Source organism: Geodermatophilus sp. SYSU D01186, from assembly GCF_054050215.1.
On sequence record NZ_JBJGYW010000026.1, the window covers coordinates 38,226 to 51,039 of the forward strand.

Sequence of the window (12,814 nt, forward strand, 5' to 3'; positions counted from 1 at the left end):
TGCCCGTCGACCGCGGGACCGTCCCTGCCCTAGGGTCGCGGCTCCTGTCCGCGCTCCGCAGCGGTCCCCGAAAGCAGGTCCTGGATGCCGATCGACCTCGCGACGCTGCAGCCGTCCCCGGCCGGCTTCGACGCCTGCGAGACGTGCGCCTACCGCGCGTCGGGGACGCCGGTCATCTGCTTCACCTGCTGCCGCGGGGAGCCCGCCGCCCCCGGACCCGACGGGTGCGCGGTCTGCGGGCAGCCAGTGGACGGCGGCCGCTGCCCGAACACCGTGTGCGGGCTCGACGACCGCTCCTTCTCCCGCATCTACACCGTGTCCGAGCAACCGGAGGCGATGTGGAACGCCGTGTACGCCTACAAGTACGGCGAGGACCGCAGCTGGGCGGAGGTGCTGGGTCGCATCCTCGTCGGGTTCCTGGAGGACCGCCGCGAGGAGATGTCCCGTTTCGACGTCATCACGACCGGTGCGATCTACGTGGGGCCGCGGGCCGTCCGGCTGTGGGACTACCTGCGGCTGGTCGTCGAGGCCGCCGACCGGACCGGCCCCGAGTGGCCGTTCGCCCCCTGCCTGATCGCGAAGTCCGGCCCCACCGGACGCTTCCTCGGGATCGGCGTGGAGGCCCGCCGGCAGATCGCGGAGGGTGAGCTGCGCAGCGCGCTGTCGGTGCCGGAACCGGAGCGCGTGGCCGGCGCACGGGTCCTCGTCGTCGACGACGTGTACTCCGAGGGCTACTCCCTCCGCGAGATGGCCCGGGTGCTGCTGGCCGCCGGCGCGGCCGAGGTGGCGGGCCTGGTGTTCGCCCGCCGCAAGGGCGGCTGAGCGGCCCGGGACGGGGCCGCGCCCCGTCAGCGCCCGTCCGGCGGCACCGGGGTGCGCGTCGGGACCACCAGCGGCTCGGTGCCGGCCGGCACGAACCGGCCGACCACCCACTCGGCGGCTGCGTAGACCAGCAGGCCGGGCACGATCACGACCGCCGGCGGGACGACGAGCGGCGCGGTGAGCACCGAGATGGCGAGGACGCCGCCGGCGCTGGCCGGCCACCCGGGACGCCGCACGGGGTCGGCCAGCGCGCCCCACCGGACGCCGGTCCACATGAGCCAGCGGCGCAGCACCGGCACCCCGCTCTCCCGCAGGACCCGCCGGAACAGCCCGTCGGCCTCCCGGGAGGTGACGACGCCGGAGGTGATGCCCTCGGTGCACAGCCAGTCGTGCAGCACCGCCGCCAGGGTGAAGGCCCCGAACCGCGGCACCAGCCAGGTCACCAGCCGCGGCACGGTGGCGAAGTCGGTGCGGAACCCGGCAGGGACGACGAAGCGGTCGCGCTTGCCGCGGTAGACCAGCGGCTCGACCACCGCCCAGGTCTCCGCGTCCACTCGGCGGACGACGAGGTCGGCGGACTCGAACGGCACGCCGGAGATCGTCCCAGGGCGGGCCGGACGCCGCCCCCGGCGCACGGGGACCCGCGGCCGGTCTGTGCACTCCCCGTGGCGTCGGCGGGCCTCTCGCGACGACCAGTGCACACACCGCGGCCGCGGTCTCCCCCGAAGCCCTGCGCGGGTGACCCGGCCCGGCCGGGCGGTCAGGGCGGGGAGTGGAGGTCCCCGGGCGCGGCGGCCGGGAAGGCGCAGGAGGTGTCGCCCAGCAGCAGGGCGCGGTAGGTCGCCGTGGCCGCCTCCTCCAGGTTGAGCGCCCGGCGGAAGGCCATGCCGACGTCGGGCCCCAGCGCCGAGCAGCCGTGGTGGGCCAGCACGACGCAGTCGTGCCGGCGGGCCTGCTCGGCGGCGCCGTCGGCCAGCGCGTCGGAGCCGTTCGGGGCGTAGGGCACCCGGCCCACCGACCGCACGTAGGTCACGTGGTCGAGGGTGATCAGCCGGATCGGGTGGCCGAGCGCGTCGACCAGGACGGCGTGCTGCGGGTGCAGGTGGACGACGGCGTTGACGTCCGGCCGCGCGCGGTAGGTGCGCTGGTGCAGCTTCCACTCGCTGGAGGGCCGCGCGGCGCCGCCCACCACCGCGCCGCCGAGGGTCACCACGCTGAAGCCCTCCGGCGTGAGCCGGTCCAGCCAGGTCCCCGCCGCGGTCACCACGAACTCGGTCTCCCCGGGCAACCGCGCGGAGAGGTTGCCGCCGCTGGCGAGGACCAGCCCGCGCTCGACGGCCAGCCGGCCGACCTCGATCAGCTGGCCGACCGCCTCGGTCCGCGTGGTCGCGGCCCTCATGCCCGGTGGTGGGACGCGAGGTCCCAGGGCGCGAACCGGCCGCGGTCGGTGACCACGACGCTCACGAAGCGGGCCGGGGTGACGTCGAAGGCCGGGTAGACGCCGGTGACGCGCTCGGACGCGGTGCGGTGCCCGAGGCAGTGCAGGACCTCCCGGCCGTCCCGGTCCTCGAGCTCGACGGCGGCCGCGTCCGGCGCCTGCCGGTCCGGGGCCTGCACCAGCGCCACGAACGGCACCCCGAACGCGTGCGCCGAGACAGCGATCTGCAGCGTGCCGATCTTGTTCACGACGCTGCCGTCCATCGTGACCCGGTCGGCCCCGGTCACGAACAGCGTGACCTCGCCGCGGCTCATCAGGTGGGCGGCCGCGCCGTCGGTGATCAGCCGCGTGGCCACGCCCATCTCGGCGAGGCTCTCGGCCGTCAGCCGCGCACCCTGCAGGTAGGGCCGGGTCTCGGTGCAGACGGCGTCGATCCGCCGGCCCGAGCGCAGGACGGCGGCCACCGTCTCGGTCAGGTAGGTCTCGGCCCAGCAGTGGGTCAGCACCGTGGCGCCGTCCGGGACCAGCGCCGCGGCGTGCTCGCCGAGACGCCGGTGCGCGGCACGGGTGCGCTCCGCGAGGTCCCGGGCGGCCGCCTCGACGGCCGGCCCGACGCGCTCCCCCGCGTCGGCGGTGACCGTGGCGACCGCGAGCAGCTCCGCCACGACGTCCCGGATCGCGTTGTTCGTGGGCCGGGTGGCGACCAGCCGGCGGCCGGCGGCGGTCACCAGGTCCCGCCGTGCCCGCGCCGTCGGCAGACGGTCGGCCTCGCGTGCCGCCAGGACCATGCCACCAGCGGCCGCGAACAGCGGGCCGAGGCTCTGGGTGACCATCTGCTCGATGGCCGTGGCGACCTCCTCGTGGTCGCGGCAGGTCACCCAGCGGCGCTCGAAGGGGAACACCCGGCGGTCGAGGATCCGGACGGCGTCGGGCTCGACCAGCACGCTCTGCCCGACGAGCGTGGGGACGGGGACGTCCACGGTGGCGGTCACGGCTCAGGTACCCGTGACGTGCTCCGGCCGGATCGGCACCCGGCGCAGCGGCCGCCCGCAGGCGGCCCGCACCGCGGCGGCCACCGCCGGGCCCGACGAGATGGTCGGCGGCTCCCCCACCCCCCGGACGCCGTAGGGCGCGTGCGGGTCGGGGTTCTCCAGCACCTCCACCCGCATCGGCGGCACGTCGAGGACGGTGGGCAGCAGGTAGTCGGTGAACGAGGGGTTGCGCACGTGCCCGTCGGCCACGACCACCTCCTCCATCAGCGCCAGGCCCATCCCCTGCGCCGACCCGCCGTGGATCTGGCCCACGACCGCGTCCGGGTTGACCGCCTTCCCGACGTCCTGGGCGGTGTCGAGGGCGACCACCTTCACCAGGCCGAGCTCGACGTCGACGTCCACCACCGCCCGGTGCGCGGAGAAGGCGAACTGCACGTGCGCGTCGCCCTGACCGGTCTCCGGGTCGACGGCGTGGGTGGGCCGGTGCCGCCACTCGACGGTCTCCTCGACCGCGTCGTCCCCCAGCAGGTCGGCGAGCCCGGCCAGCACCTCGCCGGAGGGGCCGACGACCTTCTCGCCGTCCAGCCGGAGGCCGGCGACCGGCCGGTCCAGCGCGACGGCGGCCCGCTGCAGCACCGCCGTCCGCACCGCCTCGCAGGCGGCCTTGACCGCGCCGCCGGTGACGTAGGTCTGCCGGGACGCCGACGTCGACCCGGCCGAGCCGACCGCGGTGTCGGCGGGGACGACGACGACCCGCTCGACGCCGAGCTCGGTGCGGGCGATCTGCTGCTGCACGGTGACCAGGCCCTGGCCGACCTCGGCCGCGGCCGTGTGCACGCTGACCGTGGCCTCCCCGCCGGCCACCGCCAGCCGCACCCGGGCGGTGGAGAAGTCGTCGAAGCCCTCGGAGAACCCGATGTTCTTGTAGGTCACCGCGTAGCCGACGCCGCGCCGGACGCCCTCGCCGTGCGTGGTGTTGCAGACCGCCCCCGGGCAGGAGCGGACGTCGGAGGCGTCCGCGGGCGGCGGCAGCGGCATCGCGGCCACCCGCGTCACCAGCTCGGCCACGGGTGCGGCGGAGTCGACCACCTGGCCGGTGACGGTGCGGTCGCCCTCGCGCAGGCCGTTGCGCCGCCGGATCTCCACCGGGTCGACGCCCACCGCGGCGGCGAGCTCGTCCATCAGCGCCTCGTAGGCGAAGGCGGTCTGCACGCAGCCGAAGCCCCGCATCGCGCCGCAGGGCGGGTTGTGGGTGAAGACCCCGTAGGCGTCGACGGCCACCGACGGGATCCGGTAGGGCCCGAGGCCGAGCAGCCCGGCGTTGCCGACGACCGCCGCGGTCGACGACGCGTAGGCGCCGCCGTCGAGCAGCACGCGGGCCCGCGCGTAGCGGAGGGTGCCGTCGCGCTCGGCGCCGAACTCGTAGGTCATCGTCGCCGGGTGCCGGTGCACGTGGCCGAAGAAGGACTCCTCCCGGCCGTAGCTCATCTTCACCGGGCGGCCGGTCCGCAGCGCCAGCAGGCAGGCGTGCACGTGCACCGAGAGGTCCTCGCGGCCGCCGAAGGCGCCCCCGACGCCGGCGAGGGTGAGCCGCACCTTCTCGGGCGGCAGGCCCAGCGCGAGGCACACCTGCCGCTGGTCGACGTGCAGCCACTGCGTGGCGACGTACAGGTCGACGCCGCCGTCCTCGGCCGGGACGGCGAGCCCCGACTCCGGCCCCAGGAACGCCTGGTCCTGCATGCCCACCTCGAAGTCCAGGGCGACCACGACCGGGGCCGTCGGCCGGGCCTCGCCGCGGCGCAGCCGCAGGTGGCGGACCAGGTTGCCGCCGGGGTGCACCTGCGGCGCGTCGTCGTCCAGCGCGCGGCGGGGGTCGGTCAGCGCGGGCAGCACCTCGTAGTCGACCCGGATGCGGCGGGCCGCCCGGCGGGCGGTCTCCGGGTGGTCGGCGGCGACCAGCGCCACCGGCTCCCCCTCGTAGCGGACGACGTCGGCGGCGAGCACCGGCTGGTCGGCGTGCTCGAGGCCGAACGCGTTCTCCCCCGGCACGTCGTCGGCGGTGAGGACGGCGGTGACCCCCGCGACGGCGAGCGCCTCGGAGACGTCGATGCCGCGGATGCTGGCGTGCGGGTGCGGGCTGCGCAGCGTGACGCCCCAGACCATGTCGTCGTGCCAGAGGTCGCTGGCGTAGGCGAACTCGCCGGTGACCTTGAGCGTGCCGTCCGGACGCTGCGCGCTGTCGCCGACCCGCCCGGTCGTCCGGACGCCGGCCTCGGTGGTGGTCATGCCCGGCGCTCCGCGGCCAGCCGGACGGCGTCGAGGATCTTCTCGTAGCCGGTGCAGCGGCACAGGTTGCCGGCCAGCGCCTCGCGGATCTCCGGGTCGGTGGGGCGGGGCACCCGGACCAGCAGGTCGGCTGCCGCGACGACCAGTCCGGGTGTGCAGAAGCCGCACTGCACCGCGCCGGCCTCGACGAACGCCTCCTGCACCGGGTGCAGCCGGTCGCCGTCGGACAGGCCCTCGACGGTTCCCACCTGCCGGCCGGCCGCCTGGCCGGCCGCGACCAGGCAGGCGCACACCGGCTCGCCGTCGAGCAGGACGGTGCACGACCCGCACTCGCCCTGCTCGCAGGCGTTCTTGGCGCCGGGCAGGCCCAGCCGCTCGCGCAGCACGTAGAGCAGGCTCTCCCCCGGCCAGACGTCGTCCACCTCGTGCGGGACGCCGTTGACGGTCGTGGCCACGCGCATCAGGCCGCCCTCCTCAGGTCGTCCCAGGCCCAGGTGGCGGCGCGGCGCGCCATCACCGCGAGGGAGTGCCGCCGGTAGGCCGCGCTCCCCCGGACGTCGTCGATCGGCGAGGCCGCGGCGGCCACCCGGCGCGCGAACTCCGCGGCCACCGCCTCCGGGAGCGGCCGGCGCGACGCCCAGTCCAGCTCCCCGGCCAGGAACGCCTCGGCCTCCGGCGCCCGCCGCGGGGTGGGCGCCGCCGAGCCGATGCCGGTGCCGACGGCCTGCCGGTCGGGGTGCAGCGCGACGGCGAAGGCCGCGACCGCGATGACCATGGCGTTGCGCGTGCCGACCTTGCAGAACTGCTGCGGCCCGGCGGCGGCCGGCACCCGGACGGCGGCGATCAGCTCGTCGGGGGCGAGGGCGTTGCGCTTGACGCCGGTGAAGAACTCCGCGACCGGCACACGCCGCACGCCGCGGGCGGCGGACGCCACCTCGACGACGGCGCCGGCGGCCAGCAGCGGCGGGTGCGCGTCGCCGGCCGGGGACGCCGAGCCGAGGTTGCCGCCGACGGTGCCCCGCGCCCGGATCTGCGGCGATCCGACGGTGCGGGCCGCGATCGCCAGCCCCGGCAGCTGCGCTCCCAACTCGCGGATCACCCGCGCGTAGGGGACGCCGGCGCCGAGCCGCACCACCTCGCCGTCGGTCGTCCACTCCCGCAGCTCGGGCACGCGGGTGAGGTCGAGCAGCGCCGCGGGACGGCGGCGGTCGAAGTTGAGCTCCACCATGACGTCGGTGCCCCCGGCGAGGGGCAGGGCCCCCGGGTGCTCGGCGCGGGCGGCGAGCGCGTCGGCCCACGACGTCGGCTGCAGGAAGTCCACGGCGCCCTCCTCGCCGTCCCGCGCGCGGCGCTGCACGAGGGACGTGACGAGCAGGAGACAGCGCGCGACCGGTCGTGACAAGGGGTACCGGCCGGGTGTGTTCCGGCGCCGCGGTCAGGGACTGCTCGGCCCCAGCGACGCCGACACCTCGGGGGCGGCCGGCCGCGGCTCCTTGAGCTCCACGAAGATCGAGTGGCTGGGGGTGCTGCCGGTGTTCTCCCCGGCGTGCTCCTGCGCCGACACCCACCGGGCCTGGCCGGCGTGCAGCTCGACGTCCACCTCGCGGCCGCTGCCGTAGAGCCGCCGGCTGAACGAACTGAGCGTGATCATGACGCTGTCCGGGTGGTGGTGGGGTCGGGTGCGGTACCCCGGCTCGTCGGTGTACTCGAGCACGCGCACGCGCTCGTTCTCGAACACCACCCGGTACGCCCCCGGGTCGGTGACCGTCGGGTCCTCGCCCATGCCGGGACCGTAGCCCTCCCCGGACGGCCCGCACAGGGCCGCCGGCGGCCCGCGAGGGGCCGGCGGGCCACCGCCTCAGCCGGCGCCGATGCGGTCCAGCGCCGGTGCCGCGACCGGCGAGCCCGCCCCCAGGTACGCGGTGAACGCGTCGAGGTCGATGGGCCCGGTGACCGGGTTGGTGGCCCCGGTCAGGACGGTGAAGCCGTCGCCACCGCCGGCGAGGAAGTTGTTGACCGTGACCCGGTAGGTGTTCCCGGCGAGCACCGGCTGGCCGCCGATCTGCACCGACTCGTCGGGCACGCGGGTGCCGGTGCACGGGTCCCCGCCCACCGGGGCGGGCACGCCGGCCGCGGCGACCCGGTAGCGCACGGTCGCCGACGGGTACAGCACCTTCTCCACCGCGAACTGCTGCTCGAGCAGGCAGTTCAGCTGCGCCCCGGTGAGGTCGAGGGTCACGAGGTTGTTGGCGAACGGCTGCACCGTGAACGCCTCCTCGTAGGTGACCTCGCCGGCCAGCAGGTCGGCACGCACCCCGCCCGGGTTCATGAACGCCGCGACCGCCCCGGCCTCGTCGTCGGTGGCCGCGAGCTGGGCGTCGGCGATGACGTTGCCGAGGGTGGACTCCGCGCCGTCCAGGACCGGTTCCTGCGCCCGGGTGAGGTCCACCGCCGCCGTCCCGACCACCTCGTTCGCGATCGGCCCGAGGGCCGCCCGGTAGCGGGCGATCAGCTCGGTCTGCGCGGGGTCGGCGGCCACGTCGCGCGTGACGACGACGTTCTCGGCAGCCGCGGTGACGACGTCCCCGCTGCGCCGGTCGATCGCCAGGTCGATGTCGGTGACCAGCCGCCCGAAGGAGCTGCCGCTGGTGACCAGCTTCCCGGAGAGCTCGCAGTTGTAGGCCTGGTGGGTGTGGCCGCTGACGACGACGTCGATCGCGTCGTCCATGCCGGCGGCGATGTCCACCACCGGGCCGGTGAGGCCGGCGCAGCCGTTGACGTCCCAGGCGTTCTCGCCGGTCTGCACCCCGCCCTCGTGCAGCAGCACGACGATCGCCTCGACGCCCAGCTCCTGCAGCTCGGCGGCGTACCGGTTGGCCGTCTCCGCCTCGTCGCGGAACTCCAGGCCGGCGGTGCCCTCGCGGCTGACGATGGCGCCGGTGCCCTCCAGGGTCATGCCGATGAAGCCGATGTCCACGCCCTGCACCCGGTGGACGGCGTAGGGCGGCAGCAGCGGCTCACCGGTCTCGGTGACGAAGGCGTTGGCCGACAGGTACTGGAAGTCCGCGCCCTCGTAGGGGGTGCCGTCGGCACAGCCGTCGACCGGGTGGCAGCCGCCGTCCTGGATGCGCAGCAGCTCGGCCGGGCCCTCGTCGAACTCGTGGTTGCCGACGCTGGCGTAGTCCAGGCCGGCCAGGCCCATCGCCTCGATCGAGGGCTCGTCGTGGAAGGCGGCCGACAGCAGCGGCGAGGCGCCGATCAGGTCGCCCGCGGCGACGGTGACCGTGTCGTCCGCCTGCTGCGCGGCGGCCAGCTGGGCCAGCTGGGTGGCGAGGTACGCCGACCCGCCGGCGTCCACGGTCTGCGCCGTGCCGTCGGCGTTCACGCCGACCTGGATGCGGCCGCTGGACCCCGACGGCGGCTCGAGGTTGCCGTGGAAGTCGTTGAGGGCCAGCAGCTGCACCTCGACCGGCGGCGGGCCCGGGGTGGCCGCCGCCGGGGCGGCCAGGCCGGCGCAGGTCAGCGCGGCCAGGGTGGACGTCGTGGCCGCGAGGACCGTGGCGCGGCGCGGGGCGGTGGGGTGCATGCGGACCCTCCCGGTGGAACCGACCGGACACCCCACCGTGGGGTCTGTGCTCCGACCCGTCAAACGCGGGGACCGGTCCGCCGCTCGACCGACCGGGCGGCGATCCGGCGGATCCGGTCGGCCTGCCGGGACAGCAGCAGGTCCAGCGCGCGGTCCACCGGCGGCACCTCCCCGAGCCGGGCCAGCCCCATCCACCGCGGCACCGCGACGGTGCGCGACCACGGCGCGGTCAGGCACCGGCCGATCTGCTCGGCCACCCGCTCGCTGCGGATGCCACGTGAGAGCCGGCCGGGGGCGTCGGCGTCCGAGGCCGGCGGGGCGCCGTGCCCGCGGGCCAGCCACTCGGTGGCGACCGGCCCGGGGTTGACGGTGTGCACGCTCACGCCGCGGGCGGTGACCTCCCGGCGCAGCCCCTTGACGAACCCGTGCACGCCGGCCTTGGTCGCCGAGTAGACGGTCAGCGGCGGCACCTGGGACCACGCCGCCGCCGACGCCACGGTCACCACGTCGGCCCGCCCGTGCTGAGCCGCCGCCGCGAACAGGTGCGGCAGCGCCAGCCGGGTCAGCTCCACCACGCCGGTGAAGTTGAGCGCGACCATGCCCTCCACCACCTCCCTCGGCATGTCCTCGACCAGCCCGGCCCAGCCCAGGCCGGCGTTGAGGACGACGGCGTCGAGGCGGCCGTGCTGGTCGAGGACGCGCTCGACCAGCCGGGCACGGTCACCGGCGTCGGCGACGTCGGCCACGACGCCGGTGACCCCGGGGGGCAGCGAGCCGAGGGCCTCGGCCAGCCGGTCCCCGCCCCGGGCGCAGGTGACCACCCGTGCCCCGCCGGCGGCCAGCCGGGCCACGGTGCTGCGGCCGATGCCGGCGCTGCCGCCGGTGACGAGGACGACGCGGTCGGCGAGGGAGGCGCTCATGCCGATGTCCTACCCCCGAGCGACATCACACGCCCGGGCGCATCGAACCGGCAGGCCGTGGGCATGCTCGACCCATGCACCTGCCCGAGCCCCGGGGCCCGCTGACCGCCGGTCTGTTCGCCGACCTGCGCGCCGGAGCCCTCTCCGACGCCACCGTCGAGCTCGCCGCCCGCACCGCGGCCACCGCGGCCGACCCCCTCGCCGACGAGGACCTCCAGCTGGCCCTCGCCGTCTGCTACGAGCTGCACTACCGCGGCTTCGACGGCGTCGACGAGGCCTGGGAGTGGGACCCGGCGCTGCTCACCCTGCGCGCGCACCTGGAGCGCCGGCACACCGCAGCGCTGCGTGAGCTCGTCGGCGACCCGCAGGCCACCGGTGAGCCGATCGACCGGCAGCTCACCGAGCTGATCGCCGCCGACGACGGCCCGTCGCTGTCGTCGTACCTGGCCCGCTCCGGCTCCCTCGACCAGTGGCGGGAGTACCTGACCCTGCGGTCGGTCTACCACCTGAAGGAGGGCGACCCGCACACCTTCGCCGTCCCCCGGCTCAGCGGCCGGGCGAAGGCGGCCATGGTGGAGATCCAGGCCGACGAGTACGGCGGCGGCGCGCCGGCGCGCATGCACAGCGAGCTGTTCGCCGGCCTGATGCGCGACCTCGACCTCGACGCCACGTACGGCGCCCTGTGGGACGACGCGCCCGCCTGCGCCTTCGCCTCGGTGAACACCATGTCGCTGTTCGGGCTGCACCGCCGGTGGCGCGGTGCCGCGCTCGGCCACCTCACCGCCGTGGAGATGACCTCCTCGGAGCCCTCCCGCCGCTACTCGGCCGGCCTGCGCCGGCTCGGGTTCGACGAGACGACCCGGGTGTTCTACGACGAGCACGTGGAGGCCGACGCCGTCCACGAGCAGATCGCCTCGGTGGACATGTGCGGCTCCCTGGTGGCCGAGGAGCCGCACCTGGCTGGCGACGTCCTCTTCGGCGCCGCCTGCTCGCTGGCCGTCGACGGGCTGACCGCGCGGCACCTGCTCGGCGCCTGGGAGGCCGGACGCTCAGGGCTGCGCGGGCAGGGGGTCCTGGCCGCCTGACCCCCGCACCTGGAGCCCCGGGCGCTACCCCGGCCGGCCCTCCCGCACGATGCGGGCAGCCGGCCGGGGCCGGGCCGGCGCGCTCGGTGCGGTGAAGCCGGTCAGCTTGTGCGTGCCGTCGCAGAACGGCTTGATGCCGGACCGGCCGCAGCGGCACAGCGCCACCGTGCCCCGGCCGGGGTCGATCTCCGCGCCGTCCTGGTCGAGCAACCGGAAGTCGCCACGCACGATCAGCGGGCCGTCCCGGTACGGGGTGATGGTGGCGCCGTCGGCGCGGCCCGGGACGTCGTCGTCGGGCAGGTCCGGATCGGCTGGGGCGGGCAGGGGTTGCGGCACCCTGCCCCCCTGCCCCACCCGGCCGGGCGTCACACCCGGGTCACCCTCCCGGGGCAGTGGTCAGCGCCGGTCCTCGCCCCACCGGACCCAGGAGGCCGTGAACGGGTGCTCGGCGGCGAACTCCTCGCTCGCCTTGCGCTGGCGGGCCCGGCGCTCGGGGTGCTCGTGGTGGTGCTCCAGCTCCTCGCGGCGGGTGTGGCTGAGGTGGTGCAGGAGTGCCGCCGTGGGGTCCACCCGGCCGCCCCGGGCGGCCACGTCGTGGCGGGCCTCCCACTCGCACATCAGCTTCTCCGCCGGGGACATCTCGACGTAGCCGCGCGTGCGCTCTGTCGAACGGTGGACGGGATCCGACATGCCGCTCTCCTCCCGGACACTGCGGTCTGCACCGATGGTCCGCCCGACCGTCCCCGGGAGGCAAGCACTCCAGATCCGTCAGGTGTCCCGGACCCGGCGCTCCGCCTGCTGCGCGCCGGACGGCTCGCGCGGCGTGGGCGCAGCCCCCGGCGGCAGCTCCACTCCCGTCCGGTCCACCAGCGCCCCGGTCTCCGGCTCGGCCTCCGCCGCCAGCGGGACGGTGAGCACCCGGGCCACGAGCACTGCCAGCACCGCTCCCACCAGCGGGGCGAGGACGAACAGCCACACGTGTGCCAACGGCTCGCCGCCGGCGAACAGCGCCGGCCCCAGTGACCGCGCCGGGTTCACCGACGTGCCGGTCAGCGGGATGCCGAACAGGTGCACCGCGGTGAGGGCCAGGCCGATCGCGAGGCCGGCGAAGCCGGGCGCACCCGCCTTCCCCGTCACCAGCAGGATGACGAAGACGAACGCCGCGGTGAGCAGCATCTCGAGCAGGAACGCACCACCCCTGGTGATGGTCGGCCCCCAGTCGTTGCTGCCGAGCACGCCGGTCTGGTCGGTGACGCCGCCGAACGGGCTGACCATCAACTGCAGCAGCGCCGCCCCCGCGATGCCCCCGGCGAACTGGACGACCCAGTAGGCAGCCGCCTCCGGCAGCGTCATCCCCCGGGAGAGCAGCACACCGAGGGTGACCGCCGGGTTGATGTGGCAGCCGGAGACGGGCCCGATGGCGTAGGCGAGGGCGAGCAGCACCAGGCCGAAGGTCAGCGCGACGCCCGGGGGCCCCAGCTGCTCGATGCCGGCAACCGCCGAGCCGACGGCGATGAACACCAGCAGGGCGGTACCGAGGAACTCCGCGAACAGGGAGCGGACGAGGGTGGCGGGCAACGGATCACCTCCGCGCGGCCGCATCCGCGCCCCCGTGCCGATTCCCCCACGACCGCGGTGCGGACTGCGGTCAGGCTGCTCCGGTCTGCAGTCGGCGACCAGGGACC

The 12,814-nt window shown here is 76.0% G+C and carries 14 protein-coding genes; 2 read left to right on the forward strand and 12 right to left on the reverse strand.

What is annotated here, in order from left to right:
• The first annotated feature begins 84 nt into the window (after positions 1-84).
• A complete protein-coding gene (locus ACI784_RS18155) occupies positions 85-822 on the forward strand; it encodes a ComF family protein (protein ID WP_456924657.1) in 738 nt (245 codons plus the stop codon).
• Positions 823-848: 26 nt separating this feature from the next.
• Here the strand turns inward: ACI784_RS18155 and ACI784_RS18160 are convergent, their stop codons facing one another.
• The 9 genes from ACI784_RS18160 to ACI784_RS18200 form a co-directional block, all read right to left on the reverse strand.
• Entirely contained in the window at positions 849-1,412 is a 564-nt protein-coding gene (locus ACI784_RS18160) for a DUF1353 domain-containing protein (protein ID WP_457014413.1), read from the reverse strand.
• Between the two features lie 170 nt (positions 1,413-1,582).
• A complete protein-coding gene (locus ACI784_RS18165) occupies positions 1,583-2,221 on the reverse strand; it encodes a class II aldolase/adducin family protein (RefSeq protein WP_457014414.1) in 639 nt (212 codons plus the stop codon).
• Positions 2,218-3,252, reverse strand: a complete 1,035-nt coding sequence (locus ACI784_RS18170) for a s-methyl-5-thioribose-1-phosphate isomerase (RefSeq protein ID WP_457014415.1) — start codon at positions 3,250-3,252, stop codon at positions 2,218-2,220. Before ACI784_RS18170 ends, ACI784_RS18165 begins: the two co-directional genes overlap by 4 nt.
• Before the next feature lie 3 nt (positions 3,253-3,255).
• The gene (pucD, locus tag ACI784_RS18175; protein WP_457014416.1) at positions 3,256-5,538 is read right to left on the reverse strand and encodes a xanthine dehydrogenase subunit D; all 2,283 of its coding nucleotides are present in this window, start codon (positions 5,536-5,538) and stop codon (positions 3,256-3,258) included.
• Positions 5,535-5,999 (reverse strand): (2Fe-2S)-binding protein, encoded by a 465-nt coding sequence (locus ACI784_RS18180; protein ID WP_457014417.1) that lies wholly within the window; start codon positions 5,997-5,999, stop codon positions 5,535-5,537. The genes pucD and ACI784_RS18180 overlap by 4 nt, the downstream gene beginning before the upstream one ends.
• Positions 5,999-6,859 carry an FAD binding domain-containing protein gene (locus ACI784_RS18185; RefSeq protein WP_457014418.1) on the reverse strand — a complete coding sequence of 287 codons (861 nt, stop codon included), beginning with the start codon at positions 6,857-6,859 and terminating at the stop codon, positions 5,999-6,001. Before ACI784_RS18185 ends, ACI784_RS18180 begins: the two co-directional genes overlap by 1 nt.
• A 114-nt stretch (positions 6,860-6,973) precedes the next feature.
• Positions 6,974-7,321 (reverse strand): cytoplasmic protein, encoded by a 348-nt coding sequence (locus tag ACI784_RS18190; protein WP_456924650.1) that lies wholly within the window; start codon positions 7,319-7,321, stop codon positions 6,974-6,976.
• A 75-nt stretch (positions 7,322-7,396) separates the two neighbouring features.
• Positions 7,397-9,124 (reverse strand): bifunctional metallophosphatase/5'-nucleotidase, encoded by a 1,728-nt coding sequence (locus ACI784_RS18195; protein WP_456924649.1) that lies wholly within the window; start codon positions 9,122-9,124, stop codon positions 7,397-7,399.
• Positions 9,125-9,183: 59 nt separating this feature from the next.
• Positions 9,184-10,044: an SDR family oxidoreductase gene (locus tag ACI784_RS18200; protein ID WP_457014419.1), complete on the reverse strand. Its 861-nt coding sequence runs from the start codon at positions 10,042-10,044 to the stop codon at positions 9,184-9,186.
• 74 nt (positions 10,045-10,118) lie between these two features.
• Between ACI784_RS18200 and ACI784_RS18205 the strand changes: the two genes are divergently transcribed.
• Positions 10,119-11,129, forward strand: coding sequence for an iron-containing redox enzyme family protein (locus ACI784_RS18205; RefSeq protein ID WP_456924647.1), 1,011 nt, complete (start codon positions 10,119-10,121; stop codon positions 11,127-11,129).
• Positions 11,130-11,153: 24 nt separating this feature from the next.
• On the opposite strand, the gene ACI784_RS18210 is transcribed toward ACI784_RS18205, so the two are convergent.
• The 3 genes from ACI784_RS18210 to ACI784_RS18220 all read right to left on the reverse strand — a co-directional run bounded on the left by ACI784_RS18210 (position 11,154) and on the right by ACI784_RS18220 (position 12,707).
• Positions 11,154-11,465: a CDGSH iron-sulfur domain-containing protein gene (locus ACI784_RS18210; protein WP_456924646.1), complete on the reverse strand. Its 312-nt coding sequence runs from the start codon at positions 11,463-11,465 to the stop codon at positions 11,154-11,156.
• A gap of 60 nt (positions 11,466-11,525) precedes the next feature.
• Complete coding sequence (locus ACI784_RS18215; RefSeq protein WP_456924645.1) at positions 11,526-11,819, reverse strand: hypothetical protein; 294 nt, start codon at positions 11,817-11,819, stop codon at positions 11,526-11,528.
• A gap of 78 nt (positions 11,820-11,897) precedes the next feature.
• Entirely contained in the window at positions 11,898-12,707 is an 810-nt protein-coding gene (locus ACI784_RS18220; protein WP_456924644.1) for an MIP/aquaporin family protein, read from the reverse strand.
• Positions 12,708-12,814 lie beyond the last annotated feature (107 nt).

Excerpts from the sequence above, each read along its gene's own strand:
- ACI784_RS18165 (WP_457014414.1), bottom strand. The coding sequence starts at position 2,221 with ATGAGGGCCGCGACCACGCGGACCGAGGCGGTCGGCCAGCTGATCGAG.
- ACI784_RS18200 (WP_457014419.1), bottom strand. The coding sequence starts at position 10,044 with ATGAGCGCCTCCCTCGCCGACCGCGTCGTCCTCGTCACCGGCGGCAGC.
- ACI784_RS18205 (WP_456924647.1), top strand. The coding sequence starts at position 10,119 with ATGCACCTGCCCGAGCCCCGGGGCCCGCTGACCGCCGGTCTGTTCGCC.
- ACI784_RS18215 (WP_456924645.1), bottom strand. The coding sequence starts at position 11,819 with ATGTCGGATCCCGTCCACCGTTCGACAGAGCGCACGCGCGGCTACGTC.
- pucD (WP_457014416.1), bottom strand. The coding sequence starts at position 5,538 with ATGACCACCACCGAGGCCGGCGTCCGGACGACCGGGCGGGTCGGCGAC.
- ACI784_RS18190 (WP_456924650.1), bottom strand. The coding sequence starts at position 7,321 with ATGGGCGAGGACCCGACGGTCACCGACCCGGGGGCGTACCGGGTGGTG.
- ACI784_RS18195 (WP_456924649.1), bottom strand. The coding sequence starts at position 9,124 with ATGCACCCCACCGCCCCGCGCCGCGCCACGGTCCTCGCGGCCACGACG.
- ACI784_RS18155 (WP_456924657.1), top strand. The coding sequence starts at position 85 with ATGCCGATCGACCTCGCGACGCTGCAGCCGTCCCCGGCCGGCTTCGAC.
- ACI784_RS18180 (WP_457014417.1), bottom strand. The coding sequence starts at position 5,999 with ATGCGCGTGGCCACGACCGTCAACGGCGTCCCGCACGAGGTGGACGAC.